25 protein-coding genes are annotated in these 22,040 nt (G+C 69.6%); 9 read left to right on the forward strand and 16 right to left on the reverse strand.

Annotated elements, in window-relative coordinates; all coding sequences use genetic code 11:
• Nucleotides 1-15 precede the first annotated feature (15 nt).
• A complete protein-coding gene (locus tag Ahu01nite_RS03000) occupies nt 16-639 on the forward strand; it encodes a hypothetical protein (RefSeq protein ID WP_203834796.1) in 624 nt (207 codons plus the stop codon).
• On the opposite strand, the gene Ahu01nite_RS03005 is transcribed toward Ahu01nite_RS03000, so the two are convergent.
• The 3 genes from Ahu01nite_RS03005 to Ahu01nite_RS03015 form a co-directional block, all read right to left on the reverse strand.
• Nucleotides 636-1,652 carry a threonine aldolase family protein gene (locus Ahu01nite_RS03005; protein WP_203834797.1) on the reverse strand — a complete coding sequence of 339 codons (1,017 nt, stop codon included), beginning with the start codon at nt 1,650-1,652 and terminating at the stop codon, nt 636-638. The genes Ahu01nite_RS03000 and Ahu01nite_RS03005 overlap by 4 nt on opposite strands.
• Complete coding sequence (locus Ahu01nite_RS03010; protein WP_203834798.1) at nt 1,645-3,051, reverse strand: class II 3-deoxy-7-phosphoheptulonate synthase; 1,407 nt, start codon at nt 3,049-3,051, stop codon at nt 1,645-1,647. Before Ahu01nite_RS03010 ends, Ahu01nite_RS03005 begins: the two co-directional genes overlap by 8 nt.
• A 113-nt stretch (nt 3,052-3,164) precedes the next feature.
• Nucleotides 3,165-4,652, reverse strand: coding sequence for a glycosyl hydrolase family 18 protein (locus Ahu01nite_RS03015; RefSeq protein WP_203834799.1), 1,488 nt, complete (start codon nt 4,650-4,652; stop codon nt 3,165-3,167).
• A 198-nt stretch (nt 4,653-4,850) separates the two neighbouring features.
• Here Ahu01nite_RS03015 and Ahu01nite_RS03020 point away from each other — a divergent pair, with 198 nt between their 5' ends.
• Both Ahu01nite_RS03020 and Ahu01nite_RS03025 read left to right on the forward strand, forming a co-directional pair.
• Nucleotides 4,851-5,321 (forward strand): glutathione peroxidase, encoded by a 471-nt coding sequence (locus Ahu01nite_RS03020; RefSeq protein WP_203834800.1) that lies wholly within the window; start codon nt 4,851-4,853, stop codon nt 5,319-5,321.
• A gap of 10 nt (nt 5,322-5,331) precedes the next feature.
• Nucleotides 5,332-6,009, forward strand: coding sequence for a DUF429 domain-containing protein (locus Ahu01nite_RS03025; RefSeq protein WP_203834801.1), 678 nt, complete (start codon nt 5,332-5,334; stop codon nt 6,007-6,009).
• Between the two features lie 55 nt (nt 6,010-6,064).
• Here Ahu01nite_RS03025 and proC read toward each other — a convergent pair whose 3' ends face one another.
• The 4 genes from proC to Ahu01nite_RS03045 all read right to left on the reverse strand — a co-directional run bounded on the left by proC (nt 6,065) and on the right by Ahu01nite_RS03045 (nt 9,295).
• Nucleotides 6,065-6,871 (reverse strand): pyrroline-5-carboxylate reductase, encoded by an 807-nt coding sequence (gene proC, locus Ahu01nite_RS03030; protein ID WP_203834802.1) that lies wholly within the window; start codon nt 6,869-6,871, stop codon nt 6,065-6,067.
• 63 nt (nt 6,872-6,934) lie between these two features.
• Nucleotides 6,935-7,963 carry a 6-phosphofructokinase gene (locus tag Ahu01nite_RS03035; RefSeq protein ID WP_203834803.1) on the reverse strand — a complete coding sequence of 343 codons (1,029 nt, stop codon included), beginning with the start codon at nt 7,961-7,963 and terminating at the stop codon, nt 6,935-6,937.
• A gap of 73 nt (nt 7,964-8,036) precedes the next feature.
• Complete coding sequence (locus Ahu01nite_RS03040; protein ID WP_203834804.1) at nt 8,037-8,540, reverse strand: pyridoxamine 5'-phosphate oxidase family protein; 504 nt, start codon at nt 8,538-8,540, stop codon at nt 8,037-8,039.
• A gap of 62 nt (nt 8,541-8,602) precedes the next feature.
• Entirely contained in the window at nt 8,603-9,295 is a 693-nt protein-coding gene (locus Ahu01nite_RS03045; protein WP_203834805.1) for a Crp/Fnr family transcriptional regulator, read from the reverse strand.
• 192 nt (nt 9,296-9,487) lie between these two features.
• Between Ahu01nite_RS03045 and Ahu01nite_RS03050 the strand changes: the two genes are divergently transcribed.
• Genes Ahu01nite_RS03050 through Ahu01nite_RS03065 form a run of 4 tightly spaced genes read left to right on the forward strand, consistent with a single transcriptional unit; the run spans nt 9,488 to nt 12,033 of the window.
• Nucleotides 9,488-10,390: a phosphotransferase enzyme family protein gene (locus Ahu01nite_RS03050; RefSeq protein WP_203834806.1), complete on the forward strand. Its 903-nt coding sequence runs from the start codon at nt 9,488-9,490 to the stop codon at nt 10,388-10,390.
• A 16-nt stretch (nt 10,391-10,406) separates the two neighbouring features.
• Nucleotides 10,407-10,895 carry a polyadenylate-specific 3'-exoribonuclease AS gene (locus tag Ahu01nite_RS03055; RefSeq protein WP_203834807.1) on the forward strand — a complete coding sequence of 163 codons (489 nt, stop codon included), beginning with the start codon at nt 10,407-10,409 and terminating at the stop codon, nt 10,893-10,895.
• Nucleotides 10,896-10,927: 32 nt separating this feature from the next.
• Nucleotides 10,928-11,431 carry a hypothetical protein gene (locus tag Ahu01nite_RS03060; RefSeq protein WP_203834808.1) on the forward strand — a complete coding sequence of 168 codons (504 nt, stop codon included), beginning with the start codon at nt 10,928-10,930 and terminating at the stop codon, nt 11,429-11,431.
• Nucleotides 11,432-11,472: 41 nt separating this feature from the next.
• Nucleotides 11,473-12,033, forward strand: a complete 561-nt coding sequence (locus Ahu01nite_RS03065) for a DUF2087 domain-containing protein (protein ID WP_203834809.1) — start codon at nt 11,473-11,475, stop codon at nt 12,031-12,033.
• On the opposite strand, the gene Ahu01nite_RS03070 is transcribed toward Ahu01nite_RS03065, so the two are convergent.
• The 3 genes from Ahu01nite_RS03070 to Ahu01nite_RS03080 are packed head-to-tail and all read right to left on the reverse strand — an operon-like array spanning nt 12,030 to nt 13,989.
• Nucleotides 12,030-12,467 carry a MaoC/PaaZ C-terminal domain-containing protein gene (locus tag Ahu01nite_RS03070; protein ID WP_239158599.1) on the reverse strand — a complete coding sequence of 146 codons (438 nt, stop codon included), beginning with the start codon at nt 12,465-12,467 and terminating at the stop codon, nt 12,030-12,032. The two genes, Ahu01nite_RS03065 and Ahu01nite_RS03070, sit on opposite strands and share 4 nt — an antisense overlap.
• A 5-nt stretch (nt 12,468-12,472) precedes the next feature.
• Complete coding sequence (locus tag Ahu01nite_RS03075; RefSeq protein ID WP_203834811.1) at nt 12,473-13,303, reverse strand: oxygenase MpaB family protein; 831 nt, start codon at nt 13,301-13,303, stop codon at nt 12,473-12,475.
• Complete coding sequence (locus tag Ahu01nite_RS03080; RefSeq protein WP_203834812.1) at nt 13,300-13,989, reverse strand: lysophospholipid acyltransferase family protein; 690 nt, start codon at nt 13,987-13,989, stop codon at nt 13,300-13,302. Before Ahu01nite_RS03080 ends, Ahu01nite_RS03075 begins: the two co-directional genes overlap by 4 nt.
• 149 nt (nt 13,990-14,138) lie before the next feature.
• On the opposite strand from Ahu01nite_RS03080, the gene Ahu01nite_RS03085 reads away from it, so the two are divergent.
• Both Ahu01nite_RS03085 and Ahu01nite_RS03090 read left to right on the forward strand, forming a co-directional pair.
• Nucleotides 14,139-14,996, forward strand: a complete 858-nt coding sequence (locus tag Ahu01nite_RS03085) for a DUF308 domain-containing protein (protein WP_203834813.1) — start codon at nt 14,139-14,141, stop codon at nt 14,994-14,996.
• A 101-nt stretch (nt 14,997-15,097) separates the two neighbouring features.
• Nucleotides 15,098-16,513 carry an alpha,alpha-trehalose-phosphate synthase (UDP-forming) gene (locus Ahu01nite_RS03090; protein ID WP_203834814.1) on the forward strand — a complete coding sequence of 472 codons (1,416 nt, stop codon included), beginning with the start codon at nt 15,098-15,100 and terminating at the stop codon, nt 16,511-16,513.
• A gap of 9 nt (nt 16,514-16,522) precedes the next feature.
• On the opposite strand, the gene Ahu01nite_RS03095 is transcribed toward Ahu01nite_RS03090, so the two are convergent.
• Genes Ahu01nite_RS03095 through Ahu01nite_RS03120 form a run of 6 tightly spaced genes read right to left on the reverse strand, consistent with a single transcriptional unit; the run spans nt 16,523 to nt 22,034 of the window.
• A complete protein-coding gene (locus Ahu01nite_RS03095; protein ID WP_203834815.1) occupies nt 16,523-17,287 on the reverse strand; it encodes an alpha/beta hydrolase in 765 nt (254 codons plus the stop codon).
• Nucleotides 17,284-18,618: a flavin-containing monooxygenase gene (locus Ahu01nite_RS03100; protein WP_203834816.1), complete on the reverse strand. Its 1,335-nt coding sequence runs from the start codon at nt 18,616-18,618 to the stop codon at nt 17,284-17,286. The genes Ahu01nite_RS03095 and Ahu01nite_RS03100 overlap by 4 nt, the downstream gene beginning before the upstream one ends.
• 25 nt (nt 18,619-18,643) lie before the next feature.
• Complete coding sequence (locus tag Ahu01nite_RS03105) at nt 18,644-19,321, reverse strand: endonuclease/exonuclease/phosphatase family protein (RefSeq protein WP_203834817.1); 678 nt, start codon at nt 19,319-19,321, stop codon at nt 18,644-18,646.
• A gap of 10 nt (nt 19,322-19,331) precedes the next feature.
• Complete coding sequence (locus Ahu01nite_RS03110; protein ID WP_203834818.1) at nt 19,332-20,282, reverse strand: ROK family glucokinase; 951 nt, start codon at nt 20,280-20,282, stop codon at nt 19,332-19,334.
• 59 nt (nt 20,283-20,341) lie between these two features.
• The gene (locus Ahu01nite_RS03115; RefSeq protein WP_203834819.1) at nt 20,342-21,547 is read right to left on the reverse strand and encodes a TrbL/VirB6 family protein; all 1,206 of its coding nucleotides are present in this window, start codon (nt 21,545-21,547) and stop codon (nt 20,342-20,344) included.
• A 34-nt stretch (nt 21,548-21,581) separates the two neighbouring features.
• On the reverse strand, nt 21,582-22,034 hold the full coding sequence (locus Ahu01nite_RS03120; protein ID WP_203834820.1) for an SRPBCC family protein: 453 nt from the start codon (nt 22,032-22,034) through the stop codon (nt 21,582-21,584).
• Nucleotides 22,035-22,040: the final 6 nt, after the last annotated feature.

The following is a 22,040-nucleotide window of genomic DNA, read 5'->3' on the forward strand; positions in this document are numbered from 1 at the left end:
GAGAATATCCGGAATGTGATTGTGTTCGACTGCAACATCTACCTCGATGCGGCACGGCTTTTCGACGAGCCCTTTGCCTGGAGCAAAGTCCAAGCTGTTCTAGCGGACCTCGCGCATGGAAAATTTCCTCATCCGCGCAATCCCGCCCTCGACTCCCTGCAAGCCATTGACTATGCGCGTTTTGGAAATTTCGGCGCCAACGAACTCGAGGTCTGGACCTCCACTCACATCGACAAGACCGTTCGTAGCATGGCAGCACAAGCCGCGATCCCCGACCAACCCGGCGACTTTTCCGGCCTCGGATGGAGCAGCCCAGCGGCGGAGGGAATCGTCCACAACCTCATTCATGAACTGGTCTTCGAATCTGGTGGTGGAATCGTTGAAGGGTACCGTCCCGACGGAAACCCACCGCTCGACCATGAGGACGGAATGATCTACGGGGCGTGTCGGGTTCTGGCCGGCGACGACCCGTTGGCAAACGTTTATTGCGTCACGCGCGATCGCGGATTCCTAGCAGCCTACGAGAAGGGCATGCTAGATGGTCATAGCCGCGTAATGACGCCTGGAAAGTTTACGGAGTCAGGCATGAAGGCATTGAGGATAAATGCGCTCAAAAGGATTCCCAAGCCGCGCGGTTAGCTGAGGAGGCTGCGGAGGACGGTGATGGTCTGGTCGATGTCGTCGTCGGTGAGGTCGAGGTGGGTGACCAGGCGGGCGGTGCGGGGCAGCATTGCCGAGATGAGCACGCCGTGTTCCTTGGCCGCCGCGGCCAGGGAGGGTGCGTCGAGGCGGGATTTGCTCAGGTCCAGCGGGACGAGGTTCGTCCGGACGGCGCCCACTTCGACGACGCCGAACGGTTCCAGGGCCTCGGCGAGGCGGCGGGCTCGGGTGTGGTCCTGGGAGAGGCGTTTGACGTGGTGGTCGAGGGCGTAGCGGCCGGCGGCGGCGAGGATGCCGGCCTGGCGCATGCCTCCGCCGAGGCGTTTGCGGATGATCCGGGCCTGGGCGATGCGGTCGCGGGAGCCCACGACCAGCGAGCCGACCGGGGCGCCGAGGCCCTTGGAGAGGCAGACCGAGAGGGTGTCGAAGAGCTGCCCGTAGGTGAACAGCGGCACGCCGTCGGCGACGTGGGCGTGCCAGATGCGGGCGCCGTCGCAGTGCAGGGCGAGGTCCGCGAAGGTCGCCTCGCGCAGGCGGTGCAGGGCCGCGAGCGGGATCACGCCGCCGCCGCCCAGGTTGTGGGTCTGCTCGACGGCGATCGCCCTGGTCGGGACCGACGGGTAGCCGGGCGGGCGGATCATGGCGAGGATCGCGTCGGTGTCCAGCGCCGCGCCCCAGGACGGCCAGGTGCGGGTGGAGATGCCGCCGAGTGCGGCGGCTGCGCCCAGCTCGTACGTGACGACGTGTGCGTCCGAACCGGCCAGGAGTTCGCCGCCGGGCGGGACCACGAGCTGCAGGGCGATCTGGTTTGCCATCGTGCCGGAGGGGCAGAACAGCGCCGCCTCGTGCCCGAAGAGCTCCGCGACGTGGGCTTCGAGGGCGTTGACCGTGGGATCGTCACCGAAGACGTCGTCGCCCACCTCGGCGGAGGCCATCGCCTCGCGCATCCCGGGGGTGGGCTTGGTGACGGTGTCGGAACGCAGGTCAGCCACGGAGCATCTCCGCTACGAGGAAGGCGAGTTCGAGGCTCTGCTGGGTGTTGAGACGCGGGTCGCAGGCGGTCTCGTAGCGGCCAGGGAGGTCGAGGTCCTCGATGCCCTGCGCGCCGCCGAGGCACTCGGTGACGTCCTCGCCGGTGAGCTCGATGTGGATGCCGCCCGGGTGGGTGCCGAGCCCGCGGTGCACCTCGAAGTAGCCGAGGACCTCGTCGACGATGCGGTCGAAGTGGCGGGTCTTGTAGCCGTTGGACGACTCGTGGGTGTTGCCGTGCATCGGGTCGCACTGCCACACGACCTTGGCGCCGGCGGCGGTGACCTTCTCGACGATGGCCGGCAGCGCGTCGCGTACCTTCCCATTGCCCATCCTGCTGATGAGGGTGAGCCGGCCGGGGATGTTGTCCGGGTTGAGCTTCTCGCACAGCTCGATCGCGGTCTCCGGGGAGGTGCCGGGGCCGAGCTTGACGCCGATCGGGTTGGCGATGCGGCTGATGAAGTCGATGTGCGCGTGGTCGAGCTGGCGGGTGCGCTCGCCGATCCAGAGGAAGTGGCCGGAGAGCCCGTACGCCTTGCCGTCCGACACCCGGGTCAGCGCGCGGTCGTACTCCAGCGCCAGCGCCTCGTGCGAGCAGTACAGGCTGACCGTACGCAGCGCCTCGTCATCGGTCATCCCGCACGCGCGGATGAAGTCGAGGGCCCGGTCGATCTCGCGGGCGATGGCCTCGTAACGCTCCCCCGCGGGCGAGGTGCGCACGAAGTCCTTGTTCCACGTGTGCAGACCGGAAAGATCGGCAAGACCACCCGCCAGGTACGCGCGGAGCATGTTCATCGCGGCCGCACTGTTCGCGTACGCCCGGATCATGCGCTGCGGGTCCGCCACCCGCGCGGCCTCGTTGGGCTCAAGAGAATTGATCAGATCGCCACGGTACGCGGGGAGCCCCAGCGAGTCCTTCGCCGACGACCGTGGCTTCGTGTACTGACCGGCGACCCGGGCGACCTTGACCACCGGCATCGACGCGCCGTACGTGAGCACGACCGCCATCTGCAGCAGTGTCCGCGCGTTGGCGAGCAGGTGGCTCTCGGTGTTGTCGGCGAACGTCTCGGCACAGTCGCCGCCCTGCAGCAGGAACGCCCGGCCCTCGCACACCTCGGCGAGCCGGTGCCGCAGCTGGTCGACCTCGTACGGCGCCACGATCGACGGCACGACGTCGAGCACCTTGCAGACCTCGGCGACCTCGCCCATGTCCTCCCACGGCGGCATCTGCACCCGGGCCAGCTCGCGCCAGCGGTCCAGGCCGAGCGCCGAGTCCTCGGCGGAGTCGGTGGACGGGCGGGAGGTCTGCAGTGCCGTTGCGCCGAGACCGGGATGACTGAGCTGATGCCACTCACGCTGCATGACAGGAAGCCTATCCAGAGTCACGAAAGGGGCGCCGGGAGGATCCCCGGCGCCCCGATCTGTGGGACGCAAAACGAAGTTACATTTTGTTTTCCGCCGCGGGAAAACTCAGATCAGCCGAGGCCGTTCTTGATGGCCGTGATCAGTTCGCCGTTGCTGGTGTCACCGGAGAACTCCCAGAAGAAGGCGCCGCCGAGACCCTGGTTCTTGGCGTACGTCATCTTCGTGCCGATCGTGGCGGGGGTGTCGTAACCCCACCAGTTGTTGCCGCACTTGGCGTACGCGGTGCCGCCGACGGTGCCGGTGGCCGGGCAGCTGTTCTTGAGGACCTTGTAGTCCTCGATGCCCGCCTCGTACGTGCCGGGCGCCGCGCCGGTCGCGCTGCCACCCGGTGCGGTCTGCGTGACGCCGGTCCAGCCGCGGCCGTAGAAGCCGATGCCGAGCAGCATCTTGCTGGCCGGTACGCCCTTGCTCTTCAGCTTCTGGATCGCCGCGTCGGACCAGAACCCCTGGGTCGGGATGCCGTCGTACGACGTGAGCGGCGAGTGCGGAGCCGTCGGGCCCTGTGCGGCGAAGGCGCCGTAGTAGTCGTACGTCATCGGGAAGACCAGGTTCAGCTTCGAGATGCCCGACGCGTAGTCAGCGGCGTCCAGCTTGCCGCCGTTGGAGCCGTCGGCCGAGATCGCCGAGGTGACCAGGAAGCTCGAGCCGAACTTGTTGCGCAGCGCGGTGATGACGTTGTTGTACGAGGCCGGTCCGCTCGCGTCGCAGGACAGGCCACAGGCGTTCGGGTACTCCCAGTCGACGTCGATGCCGTCGAACACGTCCGACCAGCGGGAGTCCTTGACCAGGTTGTAGCAGGAGTCGGCGAACGCGGTCGGGTTCGCGGCGGCCTGGGTGAAGCCACCGGACCAGGTCCAGCCGCCGAACGACCAGATCACCTTGAGGTTCGGGTACTGCTTCTTGAGCTTGCGCAGCTGGTTGAACGAGCCGCGCAGCGCGCCGGTGTCCCAGGTGTCGGCGACGCCGTCCACGCTCTCGGCGGCGGTGTACGCGCGGTCGTAGTCGGCGTACGCGTCACCGATCGAGCACTGCCCGTTCGAGGTGTTGCCGAACGCGTACAGGATGTGGGTGAGCTTGCTGGCCGAGCCGCTCGTCACGAGGTTCTTGACGTGGTAGTTGCGGCCGTAGACGCCCCACTCCGCGAAGTAACCGACGACGTTCTTGCCACCGGTGCCGGGGGGCGTGGTGGTCGGCGGGGTCGTGGTCGGCGGCGTGGTGGTGGGGGGTGTCGTGGTCGGCGGGGTCGTCGTCGGCGGGGCGGTGGTCGGCGGGGTCGTGCCGCCACCGTCACAGGCACCCTGGTCGGCCCAGACGTCCCATTGACCGCTGTGGGTCGCCGGGCTCTCGTTCTGGGTCCACCACTTGGCGTTGTAGTTGTGACCGGACTGCGACGCCGACATGCCACCGGTGTAGACCGCCGTGGCGCTCCACGGGGACGCACACGCGGCGGCGGCGGACGCCTGGACCACGGGCAGCGACGCGGTGGTGACCGCGACGATCGCCCCGGCCCACAGGACGCGGCGGAGGGATTTCTTCACGCAGGCTCCTCAACGGGGGAAAGAGGACCAATACAGGGGGGGATAGTTAGGAAACTTTCCAAAGGGAAGTTGTGGAGACCGTAGTCACATCAATGAAGGTGAGTCAAGAAAGTCACGCCGGTTTACCCAGGGTTGTAACTTGTCCAGAGTCGGCGCCACGGCGTGCACTCAACTACGCACAGCGCGTAGTCTGCCGTCATGACCATCTACGACGTCGACATCGACACCCTTACCGGCGGTTCCGCCGACCTGGCGCGCTACCGCGACAACGTCGTCCTGGTGGTCAATGTGGCCTCCAAATGTGGCCTGACCCCCCAGTACGAAGGCCTGGAAGCGCTCTACGGCAAGTACGCCGACCGCGGCCTCGTCGTCCTCGGTGTCCCGTGCAACCAGTTCGCCGGTCAGGAACCGGGAACGGCCGCCGAGATCGAGGAGTTCTGCCAGGTCAACTATGGCGTCACTTTCCCCATCACGGCGAAGGCCGACGTCAACGGTCCCGGACGGCACCCGCTCTACCGTGAACTCATCGGCGACGGCGAGGACATCCAGTGGAACTTCGAGAAGTTCATCGTCGCGCCGGGCGGCGCCGTGCAGGCACGGTTCAGCCCCCGGACCGAGCCGCAGGACGAACAGGTCGTCGCCACCATCGAGAAGCTGCTGCCACGCTGAGCCGACGGCGATGAGCATCCATGTGATCGGCGTCGACGCGTACGCCCTCGGCTGGGTGGGCGTCGAGCTGCGCGACGGGCAGTTCGGGCGGGCGATGCTCGCGTCCACCCTCTACGAGATCGTCGCCGGCAGCTCCGGCGCCGCCGTCATCGGCGTCGACATCCCACTCGGCATGCTCCCCGACCGCTGGCGGGCCGCCGACTCCCTCGCCGCCGATCAGCTCGGCCCGCGGCGCAGCAGCGTCTTCCGGGTGCCGCCCCGCGCGGTCTGGCAGGAGGCCGACTTCACCGCGGCCAACCGGGTCTGCCGCGAACTCACCGGCGCCGGCCTCAGCCGCCAGTCCTGGGCGCTGCGCCCGAAACTCCTCGAGGCCAACGCCATCTGGGAACGCCACCCCGGCCTGCTCTTCGAGGCCCACCCCGAGGTGTCGTTCCGGGAGATGTCCGGCGAGCCCCTCGCGTACGCGAAAAAGACCTGGACCGGCCAGGCCCGCCGCCGCGAACTCCTCGCCAAGCACGGCATCGTCCTGCCCGACCACCTCGGCCCCGCCGGCCAGGCCCCACCCGACGACATCCTCGACGCCGCAGCGGTCGCCTGGAGCGCCCACCGCATGGCCACGGGCACCGCCCACAGCCACCCCAGCCCCCCGGAGGAGAACGAGGGCGCCGCCATCGCCATCTGGTACTAACTGAGCCTGTCCGCGGCGAAAGCTGAGCCTGTCCGCGGCGAAAGACCAGGCAGAATCAGGCGCTCTGGGCGGCGATCTCGCGGGCTCTGTCGCGGGCGGCTTCGAGGGCGGCGAGCAGTGCTGCTCGTACGCCGTGGTTCTCTAGCTCGCGGATCGCGGAGATGGTGGTGCCGGCCGGGCTGGTGACGGCTTCGCGGAGTTTGACCGGGTGTTCGCCGGAGTCGCGGAGCATGACCGCTGAGCCGATGGCCGTCTGCACGATCAGCTCGTGGGCGACCTGGCGGGGCAGGCCGAGCAGGATGCCCGCGTCGATCATCGCCTCGACGAGCAGGTAGAAGTACGCGGGACCCGAGCCGGACAGTGCCGTGACCGCGTCCTGTTGCGACTCGGGGACCCGGATCGTCGAGCCGAGCGGCTTGAACATCTCCTCGGCGATCGCCAGGTGCTCGCCCGTCGCGTGCGGGCCGGCGGAGATGGCGGTCATGGCCTCGTCGACCAGTGCCGGGGTGTTCGTCATGACCCGGATCACCGGGGTGCCCTCGGGCAGCCGGGCCGCGAAGAAGCTCGTGGGCAGGCCCGCGCAGAGCGAGACGATCAGCTTGTCGGCCGGGACCTTCGCGCGGATCTCGTCGAGCAGCGTGCCGGCGTCCTGCGGCTTGACCGCGATCGCCAGGATGTCCGCCTCGTTGACCGCGGTGATGTTGTCGACCGAGCGGACGCCGTAGCGCTCCGCCAGCTCCGCGCCGCGTTCCGGGCGGCGGGCCGTCACGAGGATCTGGCCGGCCGGGCGGCCCGCGCGCAGCAGTCCGGAGACGACCAGTTCACCGATCTTGCCGGTGCCGATGACGGCGACGACGGACATGCGCACTCCCGGTTCTAGACAAACGTCAGGGTGGGTTCATCACCCACCCTGACGTTAATCGTCTCAGCTGCCGAAGAAGACTTCAGCCTCTTCATAACGCTCGAGGGGTACGGTCTTGAGCTCGGCCGTTCCGTCGGCCAGCGGGACGCGCACGATGTCGGTCCCCCGCAGCGCCATCATCTTGCCGAAGTCGCCCTCGTTGACGGCGTCGATGGCCTGCAGCCCGAACCGGGTGGCCAGGACACGGTCGAACGCCGTGGGGGTGCCGCCGCGCTGGATGTGACCGAGGACGACCGTGCGGGCCTCCTTGCCGGTCTTCTCCTCGAGGGTCTCGGCGAGCCACTGGCCGATGCCGCCGAGGCGGACGTGGCCGAACGCGTCGAGCTCCTTGTTCTGGGTGACCATCTGGCCCTCCAGGGGCTCGGCACCCTCGGCGACGACCACGATCGGGGCGTACTCGACCTGGAAGCGCTTGGTGACGTACGTGGCGACCTGCTCCACGTCGAATTTACGCTCGGGCAGCAGGATGACGTTGGCGCCGCCGGCGAGCCCGGCGTGCAGCGCGATCCAGCCGGCGTGGCGGCCCATGACCTCGACGACCAGGGTGCGGTGGTGCGACTCGGCGGTGGTGTGCAGCCGGTCGATGGCCTCCATCGCGATGTTGACCGCGGTGTCGAAGCCGAATGTGTAGTCGGTGGCGTTGAGATCGTTGTCGATCGTCTTCGGCACGCCGACGACCTTCACGCCGAGATCGGTGAGCTGGGTGGCGACGCCGAGGGTGTCCTCGCCGCCGATCGCGACCAGCGCGTCGACGCCCTGCTCGGCGAGGTTCGCCTTGATCCGCTCGACACCACCGTCGATCTTGAACGGGTTGGTGCGGGACGAGCCGAGGATGGTGCCGCCCCGCGGCAGGATCCCCCGGACCTCGGCGATACCGAGCGGCTTCGTCAGACCCTCCAGGGGGCCCTTCCAGCCGTCGCGGAACCCGACGAACTCGTGTCCGTAGGTGGCTACGCCCTTGCGGACCACCGCCCGGATCACCGCGTTCAGTCCGGGGCAGTCGCCGCCGCCGGTGAGCACGCCGATACGCATATTTGCTCGTCCTCCCTGTCGGGTTTCGCTGCGCACTGTAGTCGTCCCACAGCGGACGGACCAGCTCGCCTCGCTACAACACGACGGTTTCGTTCTCCCCCGCGTCCGGCGTCTTTCCCGTTACAGCGGCCTTCACGGCCCCGAGCAGCGTGACCACCTTGGAGCTGCGCGCGGCCTCCCAGTACTCGGCCGTCTCGGCGTTCACCTTGACCAGGGTGAGGGTGGGCGTCTCTAGCCCCTCCGGGAACCACGCCTTGAGCATCGGGTTCCACAGCTGCTCCGCCTTGGCCCGGTCGTCGACCTGCACGGCGGTGCCGGAAACCGAGGTCCATGAGTGCTGCTTGTCATCGCTGAACGAGACGTTCACCTGCGGGTTGACCTTGATCTGGGCGACCAGGTCGGCGTCGGAGTAGGTGAAGAACCAGAGGTCGCCGTCGAACTCGACCTCCTGCAGCCCCATCGGGCGGCTCACGTGCCGGCCGTCCACCGTCATCGTGGTCAGCATCCCGATCCGCGCGGCCTTGACCAGCTCCTTGAGCGTCTCGCGCTTCTCCTGCTCGGTCTTCTGCTCAGCCATGGCAGTTCCTTTCGTCGGTGGTTCCCCTTCGACTTCCCGGGAAACCACCGACGAAACAGCCTTCAGCGATCAGCCATGCCCGCCCGGCGGCGGAGCGCTCCCACGTCGGTGACGACTATGCGACGGCCCTCGGTGCGCAGCCAGCCCCGGGTGGCGAACGAGCCGATGGCCTGGTTGACGCTCTGCCGGGAACCGCCGGCCATCTCCGCGAGCTGGCTCTGGTTCAGCTCGATGGTGATCATCGGCGCCTGGCTGTCACCCGCGAGCCGCACGAGGGTCTTGGCGACCCGGCCCGGCAGATCGAGGAAGACGTGGTCGGCGTTCTGCTCGGTGAGGCGGCGGATGAGACCGCCGACCGAGCGCATCACCGCGTCGAGAATGCGCGGGTTGGAGTGCACGAGGTCCATGAAGGCCACCCGGGACAGCGCCAATGCCTGACAGTCCTCGATCGCCTCGGCGCTCGCCGATCGGGTGGAAGCGTCCAGGAGGGACACTTCGCCCAGAACGTCGGGCGGGCGGACGACGGTGAGGACCGCACGTTCACCCGTCGGTGCGGTGCGGAAGACCGCGATGGCACCGCGGCGCAGCACGATGAGGGAATCCCCGGGGTCATGCTCCACGAACAGAATCTGGCCCTTGCGGTAGGTGCGGGGCACCGCCGCGGCGATGACACGTTGGCGCACGTCAGGCTCCAGCCCAGCGAACATTTCCACACCTGTCAGCGCGTCACCCGGCTCCGGCAGCCGATGATCCACGGTCAGTCCTTCCCCCGGTCGGGACCACCGTCGACACTGCTGTCCGGCGTCGGCCCCTCGACGCGAACGATCACTCTTAGCATGAAGAGCGTCATCAACGCCATTTGATACCTCCCGCGCATGCCGTTCGATCATTTCGCGGATGTTGCTTTCTGTAAACCCTCCAATCGCCCCCTGTGACTGTCGCCCACGGTGTCCGTTGTCGTCACCCTCAGTACCGAGATAATCGCCGCCGTGCCGGATGACGACCTCCTTCGATCGACGCTGCGCGACCAGTGGCACCTGCTGCCCGCCGAGATCTCGGCGCTGCCCGGAGGCCTGCTCTCGTACGGCTGGGACGTGACCGCGGGCGGCGAACGCTTTGTGGCCCGTCTCGCCGCCCCTGCCGCACGCCAGCCGGTCGAGGCCGGTCTCGCCGCGGCCGAGCATCTGCGGACCACAGGCATAGAAGCCGGACAACCTGTCCGTACGCTCGGCGGCGCGCTCACCGCCGAGACGCGCTGCGGGCCCATGGCGGTGCTGCGCCGCGCCCCCGGCCGTACGCTCGACGGCCGCGACCCCATCGACCAGCAGTTCTGGGGTGACCGGCTCGGCGCCGTGCACCGCGCCCTGCAACGCTTCCACCACCCGGGGCTGGCCCGCTGGAACCAGCTCGACCCCGACGCCCCTCACCTGGCCGTCGAGCCGTGGCTGCGGGCGGCGGTGACCGGGGCGATCACCGCGATGACCCGGCTCACCGTCACCGACCGGCTCACCTACGGCGTCCTGCACGGCGACCCGGCGCCGGAGATCTTCCTGGTCGACCCCGCCACGGGCCGGGCGGGGCTGCTCGACTGCGGCGCCAGCGGCACCGGCCCGCTGCTCTACGACGTGGCAGCCGCCGTCGTCTACGCGGGCGGCGAGGAGACCTCCGCGGAACTGCTCGACGGATACCTCGCCGCCGCCCCGGTCACCGAGGACGAACTGCACGCCGCACTGCCGGTGATGCTGCGCTTCCGGTGGGCCGTGCAGGCGGACTGGGCGGCCCGGCGCGGCGACCCCGACGCGCTGCGCCACGCCCGGGAGGCCCTGAGCGAACATCCTTCGGAGGAGTAGGCAAGGATGGTCCGCGATGGTTTACCGCTATTTCTACGACTGCGAGTTCATCGAGGACGGCCTGACGGTCGACCTGGTGTCCATCGGCATGGTCGACGAGTTCGGGCGCGAGTTCTACGCCGTTTCCACCCAGTTCGACGAGTCGAAGGCGATCCCCTGGGTCCGCCGCAACGTGCTCGACAAACTGCCGTCCCCCGCCGACCCGGCATGGCGCTCACGGGAACGCATCCGTGACGACCTGCACGCGTTCCTCACGGAGCCGGTCAAGGGCCGCGACGAGCAGATCGAGCTCTGGGCCTGGTATGCGGCGTACGACCACGTCGCCCTCGCCCAGCTCTGGGGTGCCATGCCGGCGCTGCCCCGCGAGATCCCCCGCTTCACCAAGGACCTGCGCCAGCTCTGGGACGACAAGGGCAAACCACCCCTGCCGACCGCCCAGGGCCGCCACGACGCCCTGGTCGACGCGAAGCACAACCTGGCCCGCTGGAAGGCTATGGGCGGCTGACCCTTGTGGACACCCGTCGCTACCCTGCCCCCATGGCACGGGACCGGCGGGTGCACCATCAGAACGACCTGCAGGCCCGAGCCCTCCTGGTGCTCACCGTCGCCTGCGAGGTCTTCCTGGCCTGGTTCTCCCCCTTCCCCGGCAGCGTCGGTTTCGCCCCGGTGGTGGTCTTCGTCTACCTGATGGGGCCGTGCACGAGCATCGTGGTCACCCCGGACAAGCTCGTCGTCCGCAATACTTTCCACAGCTGGCACGTCGCTCGCAGCTTGATCACGTACCCGGATGCGAACTCCTGGTCGAAGGACGAACTGACCGTGCGGGGCCGGCGGCCGATCAGCATCTCCGCCTTCGAGCCGTCCGGGCTCAGCTTCGGGATGGCTGCCCTGGCAGGCGGCCCGCGGTGGCTCATCGACACGCTCAGCGAGATCGGCCCGCGCCCCGACGACGGGCTCGTCACCAGGCGGATCCGGTGGGTCAACGTCGTCCTGGCCTTGGCGATCGCCGGCACCTGGGCATGGGCCTACTACCGCTGGTAAACCGGATGCAGTGACGGCGGCGCGGGACCTACGGTGTCGGGATGTCCGCTGACGCCGCCCAGGCTGCCGAGATCCTGACCCAGCTCGCCGTCCCCGTCCGGCTGCGGGTCTTCGCCGACCTCGTCCGCCGGGGCACGGAAGGCGCCACGATGGCCGAGCTGGCGTACCCCCTCGATCTGTCGATCCCCGAGGTCGGCGACGCCTGCGCACGCCTGGTGGCGGCCGGGATCGTCACGGGCACGGGTAACGGCGTCTACCGAGCCCATCCGGGCCAGCTGCGCGACGCAGCCGCCGCCGTCGATGCGCTGCAGCCGATCAGTGCGCTGCTCACGGCGTACCCCAAGCTTCGATCTTGTTTTTCGCACGGTCGCGTGACCAGTCTCCCGCCGACGCTGAGCGACCGCTACTCGCTGATGGGTGAGCTACTGGCCCGCTACCTGGCCCTCGACGAGCTCTGCGACGAGGACACCGTCAACCGCCGGCTCGCCGTGGTGACCGACGACGTCGCCGGCGCCCGCCGCCTGCTGGTCGAGTCGGGCTGGCTGGAACGCGACCGCGCCGGCACCACGTACGGTCCCGGGCGGCCCCTGCCCGTCGCCTAGGGTCTGAGCGCGACCATCAGGTCCATGCGGCCCTCCTGGACGACCGTGCCGTGCTGGTTGGTCAGGGTGAACCAGCGGTCGAGGATGCCGCTGGTGCCCTTGCTGGTGAGCCGGGTGGCGCGGATCTCGACCTGGCAGGTGAGGGTGTCGCCGATCAGGACCGGGGCGAGGAAGCGCCAGTCCGTGACGCCGAGCAGGGCGATCGAGCTGCCCTCGAAGACCCCGAGCCGGCTCGCCAGGCCGAGGGCGAAGGATGCCCCGAGCATGCCGTGCGCGATCCGCTGCCCGAACCGCCCACCAGCCCCGAACTCCGCGTCGGTGTGCACCGGGTTGGTGTCCCACGTCAGGTTCGCGAAGGCGGTCACGTCGGCCTCGGTGATCGTGCGGCCCTGCGTACGGAAGATCTGACCGGGCTGGAAGTCCTCGAACCACATCGTCGTCACTGACCCACCTTCTCAGGGCCGATCTTGGCGAGGTCGTAGCCGTCGGGGTAGGTGCGGCCGGGGACGCCCTTCTCCAGCCAGGTGTGGGTGCGTGGCCGGGCGGCGTGGCGCAGCCAGAGGTTGCGGGTGGTGAGGGTCGTGCTCAGGAGCGTGCGGGCCCACCACGGGGGTTCCGCGATGCCGGTGGCCTCCCGGAGCGGGCGGTCGAGGAGGGCGGCGGTGAGGCGGGGGTCGAGCGGGAGGAGACCCCGGGTCGCGGTCATCAGCTGTTCCGCTGCCGGGGTGTACGCGAAGTGCTCCGCCTCGTACGCGTCATAGAACTGTTCGAAGCTCTCCCAGGTCGCCGGGATGCCCGTGATGTTCATGCGGCGCCCGAGCGTGGAGTAGAAGGTCAGCATCGCGGTGCGTTCGTGGCAGCAGAGCTCGCGCCAGCCGTGGGCGTCGATCCAGCGGGCGGGCGAGAGGACGAAGGTGCCGAGGACGTAGAGGTAGTCGTCGTTGCTGATCGCGAAGCGGCGGTGGAGCTGGTTGAGCCGGCGGGTGGCCGTCCGGCCCTCGGGGCTGTCCAGGCCGTGGGCGATCAGCGTGTACATCAGGATGCCGGTGTCGTCGGTGCGGCGCTCGGTGCGCTGGGTGGTCTCTCCCGTCGAGAGCAGCAGCCCGGCGATCGACGGGACCGCGAACGTACGCCAGAACGCCAGCACCAGCCCCAGGCGCATGTCGAGGGGGAACTCGTACGCCGCGGTCGTGCGGTAGATCCGGTGGGCATCGGCGACCGGGTCGAGCTCGCGGAGCTCGGCGAGGCGGTCGTAGCGGGAGCGGGTCATGGGGCGGGGTTCTTGAGGCTGGCGGCGTAGACGTCGACGTATTCGCGGCCGGAGAGGGTCATGAGCTCGTACATGATCTCGTCGGTGACCGCTCGTTCGACGAAACGGTCGCCGGTGGCGGGGGTGCCGGCGATCTCGTAGCGGGAGAAGTCCAGGGGGCGGCCGATGCGCATCCGGACGCGCTTGATCGCCGGGATGAGAGTGCCGGTCGGCTGGATCTCGTCGGTGTTGAGCAGGGCGACCGGGACGACGACCGCGCCGCTCTCCAGGGCCAGCCGGGCCACGCCCGTCTTGCCGCGGTAGAGCCGGCCGTCCGGGGAACGGGTGCCCTCCGGGTAGATGCCGGCGACGTTTCCCGAGTTGAGGACGCGCAGCTGGGTGTCGAGGGCCGCCCGGGCGGCCTTGCCACCGGAACGGTCGACCGGGATCGTCCCGGTGCCGACGAAGAACTGGCGCATGAGCCAGCCTTTGACCCCCTTCCCGGTGAAGTACTCCGCTTTGGCGACGAACGTCACCCTGCGTTTCAGCACCAGGGGTGTGAAGATCGAATCGGAGAAGGACAGGTGATTACAGGCGATAATCACCGGACCTGTCTCCGGAATATGGTCCAGACCCCGCACATCGGGGCGGAAGAGGCATTTCAGGACAGGTCCTAGAAACACGTACTTCAGTAGCCAGTAGAACACCGGTGTCCTTTCCCACGCACCCGGGCCGGGGGCAGGAAAAGAGTACGAAGCGGGAGCGGCACGCCACAACGCACTCCCGCAAGCGGCACCTGGCGTGTCACCATTCAAGGCACGCGCGCGAGGAGCGCGGGGGCGAGGAGTGTAAAAGGGTGTCTGCGGGTGGCGCCCGTCGAGGGCGGCGGGACAACGGGCTCGACGCGGCCGACTATGCGGCTGCGGGCGACGTGGATCCACGCGTGGGCGAGCACCTGCTCGACGTGCTGGCGGCCGGTGGCATAGCCGCCTACCTGCAACCTTCCGCCGACCTCAATCCGGTCCTGCGGGCCACGACGCTGCCGGCCCGCCCGACGGACCGGCTCTTCGTCGACCGCGAGCACCTCGACACCGCCAAGGAGCACCTGCAGAAGCTGACCGGCGGTCTCGGCCCCACACCGGTCCCGGCCAAGACGGAGGCCCCGGCCCCGGCCGCGCAGAGCCCGGCCGCCCAGAGCTCGGCTGCCCAGAGCGACGTCGACGCCGAGTGGGCCAAGATCGTCGCGGGCTTCCACACCGCCGTCGACCCGCTCGCCGAGCCGTGGCCCAAGGCCGAAGGGCTCGACCCCAACAGCAACCCGCAGCCGGGCCCGGTGACGCTGCCCACGGACGATCCGGTCCAGCACAACCGGCGCCGCACCGACCGCCCGGAGCCCGCCGGCCCCGCCGACGAGCCCTCGATGCTCGACGGGCTCGACACGTTCGGCGCCGGGCTGCCGGACGACGAGGACGAGGACCGGTATGTGCCGCCGCCCCCGCCGCCGCTGCCGCACATCTCGAAATACGCGGTCGCCGGCGTGCTCGGCGTGGTGCTGGGCTTCGTGCTCTTCCTCTTCCCCTGGCTGCTGCCGATCCAGCGCAACTTCGTGACCCTGATCGGCTTCACCGCGATCGTGGCCGGCGCGGTGACACTGGTCTGGCGGCTACGCTCGGGCGACGATGACGACGACTTCGACGACGGTGCCGTCGTCTGAGAAGCCGGGCCGTGGTCTGAGAAGCCGGGCTGCGGTCTGAAGAAGTCGGTCTAGAAACATAGACCTGTACCTCTGGGTAGCCATCCGATAACCTCTCGTGAATGCGCCAGAGCTCGCTCGTGGTCGTGTCCAACCGCCTCCCGATCGACGACAGTGTCGCTCCCGACGGCGCGTGCGAATGGCGGCGCAGCCCCGGCGGGCTGGCCGGCGCCCTGCACGCGATCCTCGACCGGACCCCGGCCACCTGGGTCGGCTGGGGCGGGAAGGTCGGGGACGCGCCCGCCCTGCCCGACATCGGCAGCCTGCGGATGCGACCGATGGGGCTGACGAGCGAGGAGCACCGCGGCTACTACGAGGGGTTCGCCAACTCGACGCTGTGGCCGCTCTACCACGATGCCGTCCTGCCACCCGTGTTCGACCGGGGCTGGTGGGAGACGTACAAGGCGGTGAACCAGCGCTTCGCCCACGCGGCGGCCGAGGCGGTCGAGCCCGGCGGCACGGTCTGGGTGCAGGACTACCACCTGCAACTGGTGCCCCAGATGATCCGGGAGCTGCGGCCCGACGTACTCATCGGCTTCTTCCTGCATGTGCCCTTTCCGCCGCCGGAGCTGTTCATGCAGCTGCCGCGACGGCTCGACCTGCTGCGCGGGATGCTCGGCGCGGACCTGGTCGGGTTCCAGCGCCCGCAGGCCGCGCACAACATCGCGCAGCTCGCGGTGAAGCTGCTCGGCGCGCGGGTCACCGGCGACGACCAGATCACCCTCGACGGGCGGGCCATCCGCACCGGCGCGTTCCCGATGTCGATCGACGTCGCCGAGATGCAGGCGCTCGCCGCTCGCCGAGACGTCCGGGAGCGGGCCGCGCAGCTCCGCTCCGACCTGGGCCGGCCGCGGCGGGTGCTGCTCAGCGTCGACCGGCTCGACTACATCAAGGGGATCGAGCACCGGCTGACCGCGTACAGCGAGCTGCTGCGCGACGGCCGGGTCAAGGTCCGCGACACCGTGATGGTGCAGGTCGCGGTCCCGAGCCGGGAGCGCGTGGACAGCTACCGGGCGCTGCGGCACCGCATCGAGGGCGAGGTCGGGCGGATCAACGGCGAGCACGGCCGGGTCGGCGAACCCGCCATCCACTACCTGATCCAGCCGTTCGACCGCGCCGAGCTGGCCGCGCTCTACCAGACCGCGGACGTCATGGTGGTCACCCCGCTGCGGGACGGGATGAACCTGGTGGCCAAGGAGTACGTCGCCGCGCGGGCCGACGCCTCGGGCGCGCTCGTGCTCAGCGAGTTCGCCGGGGCGGCCGACGAGCTCGAGGACGCGTTCCTGGTCAATCCGCACGACGTCGACGGGCTCAAGGAGACGCTGCTGCGCGCCATGGAGGCCGACCCGGCAGACCTGGAACGCCGGATGACCGCCATGCGCACGCATCTCGTCGGCCACGACATCGTCGCGTGGGCCCGCGCCTACCTCACGACGCTGGACCGCACCGGCCGGGTAGCCGCGGGGCTGAGAAAATAACGGCTGCGCCTAGGCGAGCAGCTCCTTCTCCAGCCAGTCGATGATGGCGTCGATCGGCTCCTGCCACTCGGTGTCGAGCATCAGGTCGTGGCCCATCCCCGGGAACAGCAGCGGCGCGCCGCCGAAGCGGGCCGCCGTACGGTCCAGGGCCTTGCGGGTGACGATCTTGTCGTCGGGGCTGCCCACCACCAGCACCGGAGGCGAGCCCACCGGGGCTGCCGGGCGGGAGGCGGTCAGCACCGAGCGGTAGACGGCCGTCGGCTCGCGGGTGAGTTTCCGTTCGTACGTGCAGCCGGGGCTGTAGAGCTGCTTACGGCTCAGCCCGAGACCGCCGCCGAAGAACGCGGGCAGGGTGCCGAACGGATTGGTACGCAGGGCCGCGCCGAGCGCCGGCCAGCCGTCCAGCACCGGGGCGGCAAGGACCGCCGCCTTCGCGGGGTAGCGGGCGAGGGCATGCGAGACGACGAGTGCGCCGACCCCGTGACCGATGAGGACGGTCTGCCGCGGGAGACCGGCGGCGACCTGGACGACGTCATGCACGTACGCCCGTAACGATCCGGCGGCGCGAGGGCTCAGGGCGTACGCGGAGAATCCCCGGGAGGCCGCGTGGCCGAGCCAGTGCTCGCGGAAGGCCCACGCACCGTGACCGAGGCCCGGCACAAAGAGCAGCGGCGGGTTCTTCTCGTCGGGATGGGGTAGCGCGCTCAGCACCTCGCGGCGCACCGGCGGGACCGGCGCGGTCCAGTCCTCGAACCGCAACAGCTGCGAACTCATGACGCGGGCTCCATGTGCTTGAGCAGGTCCTCGACCGCACGCAGGTAGTCGGTGTGACCGACCTCGAACCAGTGCCGCGACGACGGCACCACCTGCAGCCGGCTCCAGCTGCGCACCGGCCGCACCGACTCCTTCTGCTGCACCGCGGCGGCCTTCGCCGGGTCGTCGATACGCAGCCGCAGCCAGCGGGCTACGGCGACGCTCTGCCAGTGGGCCAGCGGGAGGAGCCCGGCGTCGGGCTGCAGCAACCCGATCACGGCGAGCGTCGGGTGCCGCCGGGCGAACGCGTGCAGGTGCAGATCGGGACGGCCGTCCTCGTCGACGTCGAGCAGCTCCGGAGCCAGGAACTCGAAGCGCGGCAGGTAGCCGGTCGCGGTGATGACCAGGTCGGGCTCGATGCGCTTGCCGTCGCTGAGCTCCACCGTGGAACCCTCCATGCTCGCGACGTCGCCCACGGCGGTGATCCGGCCGTGGCCCAGGTAGTAGGCGAGCTGGCTGTTGACGACCGGGTGGCTCTCGTACGGGCGGTGGTCGGGTGCGGGGAGTCCGTAACGGGTCAGATCGCCGGCTGTCAGCCGTACCATCCATCGGTAGAGCTTCTGCCTGAAGCGCAGGGGAAGTCGCGGCGGGAGCATCTGATCGGCCGGGCGGCCGAAGAGGTATTTCGGGGCGAACCAGTAGCCGCGGCGGGTCGAGTGCCACACCTTCTCGGCCTGCTGGGCGGCCTCGACCGCGATGTCGCAGCCCGTGTTGCCACCGCCGATCACCAGGACCTTGCGGCCCCGCAACTGCGCGGGATCCTTGTACGCCGAAGCGTGCATCACCCGCCCCCGGAACTCCGACGTGTCGACGGTGAACGGCTTCGGTGCCCAGTTGTGCCCGTTCGCGGCGATGACGGCCGCATAGCGCTGCACCCGCTCGGCACCGCCGCCGACGCTGCGCGTGGTCACGTCCCACCGGCCGTCACCGGCCGGGGTCACCGAGACGACCTCGGTGCCGAACCAGATGTCGTCCCGCAGGCCGAAGTGCTCGCTGTAGCGCTCGAGATAGCCGAGCAGCTGGCTGTGATGGGGGTAGTCGGGCCAGTCGTCGGGCATCGGGAAGTCGGGAAACTCCGTCAACGGCCGCGAGGAGACGAGATGCGCGGTGGAGTAGACCGGGCTGCGGTCGTGACGCCAGTTCCAGGCACCGCCGACCGAGGTCTCACGCTCGTAGCAGTCGACGGAGAATCCCTGCTCACGCAGGCTTTTGAGGGTGGCGAGGCCGCTGGCCCCGGCACCGATCACACAGACCGCGTCATGACGGTCGGCGATGTCCGGGGTGTCTTGCACCCGGGAATCCTCGCAGACGTGACGCTTACTCGGAAGGTAGGAAAAGTTCCGCTAGAACGGGAAGATGATCACTGGCTTTCCGGGCCGCGTCGTTGTCCACGACCTCGTAGCGCGTGACCTCGACACCGGGCGAGACGAACAGCGCGTCGAGCTCCATCCGGGGCAGCGTCGCCGGGAAGGTGAGCACCCTGCTCCCGCCCTCCTGGAACCCGTCGGCGACCGTGCGCCAGGCACCCCCTCCGGGCCCCTCGTTCAGGTCGCAGCCCGCCACGAGCGTCCCCTCGATGCCGCCGAGCGCCTCTTTCCAGAGGGCGGCCTGCGCCGGGCGCTCCGCGGGGTCGGTCGCCAGGTGCGACCCGGAGATCGTGAACTGGGCGCCCTTCACCGAACATCGCGCGAACGCCGCCCCGCGCAGATGCCGCCCGGGCGTCAGCGGATAGCGCAGGCACCACGTCCCGTGCACGCGCACCCGCATGCTGACCAGCAGCAGGTTGCCGAGGGCGGGCAAGCCACCCTCGGCCACGACCATGCCGAAATCGTCCGCCAGCGCGGCGCACTTGTGCCGCCACCGGAACCGCCGCGGCGCCTCCTGCACGATGACGACGTCCGGGGCGAGATCGCGGACCAGGCCGGTCAGCGCCGCCCGATCGTCACGCAGGCCGTGCACGTTGTAGCTGAGCACCCGCAGCGGAACCCCGGACACGTCGTCCCCCTCAGATCCGGCGGGCCAGGTCGGCCGCGCCGAGCACACCCGCGGTGTTACCGGTCTCCGCGGCCCGGATCTCCGCGACCGGGAACCGCCCGCGGTTGGTGAGCTCCTTGCGGTAGGTCGCCTCGACCGGCCCCATCAGCAGGTCCCCCGCGTCGATGACCCCGCCGCCGAGCACGAACACCTGCGGGTCGAAGGCTTGCGCCAGGTCGGTCAGCGCCACCCCGAGCCAGTAGCCGATCTGCGCGAACGCGTCCCGCGCCACCCCGTCCCCGGACCGCGCGGCCTCGGTGATCTGCCGCCCGGTGATCTCCAACGGGTCCCCGCCGGCCAGTTCCAGCAGCAACGCCGCCCGATCCGGCTCCTGCCGCGCCCCCGCCCGCGCGAACCGCACCAGCGCCTTACCGCTCGCGTACTGCTCGAGACACCCGAGCCGCCCGCAGCCGCACGGATGCCCGTTGTTGACCGACTGGATATGCCCCAGCTCCCCGGCGATCCCGTTCGCCCCGCGCCACAGCCCCCCGTTGATCACGATGCCGCCACCGATCCCCGTCCCCACGGTGATCATCACCATGGAGTCATCGGCCTGCCGCCCCGCCCCGAACCGGAACTCCGCCCACGCGGCCACGTTCGCATCGTTCTCCAGCACGGTCGGCAACCCGACCGCCTTCGCCACGATGTCCCGCACCGGCTCGTCCCGCCACGCCAGGTTGGGCGCGAACAGCACCGTCGACCCCGCCGCGTCGATCCAGGCAGCCGCGCCGATACCGACCGCGTTCGCCTCGGGATACTGCGCCGCCAGCTCGGTCGCCACGGCAACGATCGTGTCCCTCGTGCCGGCCGGATCGTCCGCCGGGGTCTCCCGCCGCGTCTGAGCGACAACGGTCCCCTTCTCGTCGACCACCCCGCCGGCCACCTTCGTGCCACCGACGTCGATCCCGATGGTCAGCGCCACGCTGCCCGTCCCCTCATGTTCGTGTCACTCCGCCCCCGCTGGGTCCCAACCCGGACTGATCAGTCGGCGGAGCTGTCGCTTGTGTCGCTCGGTGCCGCCACATCATGATCTACGCCGACGCTTCCCGCCACGCCGGTTTCAGGCGGTGAGTCATCATTTGCGTAGTTCGCGACCGCCGCAGCCCAGGGGTCCGTGGGGCGCGTCACGCCCTTTTCCCATTTTTCAGTACGCGTTTCGGCGCCCACAACCGCACCAGGCCCTGACCCGCTTCGAGCGGCCGCGGCCTCTTCGTCGTTGTCCGGCTCGGCGGGGCGCGCTGCGGCTCCGCGCAAAGACTCCCCCGAATCAGGCCGCACCCCTGCAACCTCAGCCACAGGCCCCTCCGGGGCCTCAGCAATCTCAGCCACGGTATTTTCCGGGTCCGCTACGACCTCAGCCGCGGGGGCCTCCCGCTTCGCCACCGTCTCGACCGCACGCGCCTGCCGCGCATCAACGGCCTCGACCGCAGCCGCCTGCCGCTCCTCCGCTATTGCAGCCCCCTGCTGCGCGTCAGCGGCCTTGGCTGCGGCGGCGCGCCGGGCCTTCTCGGCTCGGTCCGCGGCGGCCTGGCGGGCCTGCTCGACCTTCTCGGCGGCCGCTTGGCGGGCCTGCTCTGCTTTTGCCGCGGCCTCTCGGCGGGCGGCGCGGCCGTCCTCGCGGGTCGCTGCCGCCCACGGGTCGGAGCTTTCCTCGATCGTGGGCTCATCCAGCTCTTCAGACTTTTCCGTCATCACGGATTTTTCTGTTTTAACGGGCGCACGTGTCGCAGCGGACCACGACTGATCGGGAGTCGGCTCGGGCCGCGCCGCCCCCCGGGTCACCGTCGAGCCGGCACCCGTCGAGCCGGTCGCCGCCGAGCTCCTTGCCGCGGTGCCGCTCGTCGTCGAGCCCCTTGCCGCAGTGCCGGTCGCCGCCGAACCCCTTGCCGCAGTGCCGGTCGCCGTGGGGCGGGAGCGGGTGGCTTCGCTGGCGGCCATGGAGGCGGCGCGCAGCACGCTGGCCACTCCCGTGGCGATGTCGCCGACGCCCGATGCCAGGTGGGCGGCGGCGCTCTTCTCGTCCTTCTTACCGAGGACCGAGCCGACAACACCGCCGAGCAGCCCACCCAGAGCGCCCAGCCCACCACCCGACCCGGACGAGCCCCCTGCGGCCTGTGACGCCCTGGCCAGCACCGTGGCGACGAGGCGCTCGGCCTCTTCGCGTGCCGATCCCGTGGTCCCTGTCATCGTGTGCCCCCTGTGCCCGCAAGCGGAAGAACCGTTACGCCTTGGCGAGACTCTCGACGCGGCGCTTGAGCTCCTTCAGGGCCGTGTCCATGATCATTTTCTCGGCCTTGCGTTTGAACATGCCCAGCATCCCGACGGTGAGCTCCACCTCAAGGGTGTACGTGACGGTCGTGTTTCCGCCACCGTCCTCGACGAGGTCATACGAGCCGTTCAACACTTTTTGCATCTTCGAGGGCGCGGCGAGGTGCCACTCGACCCGGGACGCATCATCCGAATACGCATATTCGAGCTGATAGTCGTCGGCGAGGGGGCCGGCGTCGAGCACGAAGCGCACCAGCGCGGCGTACCCGTCCTCGTATTCCTCGACGACCTCGGCGAGTTTCACCGCATCCGCCCACTCCGGATATCGGGGAAAATCGCAGATCACCGCGGCTACCTCGGCGAGAGGCGCCTGCACCAGGATCGACTGAGTCGAGCTGTCCGCCATGGCTGG

Origin of the sequence: Winogradskya humida, assembly GCF_016862215.1 — a bacterium.
GTDB classification, from domain to species: domain Bacteria; phylum Actinomycetota; class Actinomycetes; order Mycobacteriales; family Micromonosporaceae; genus Actinoplanes; species Actinoplanes humidus.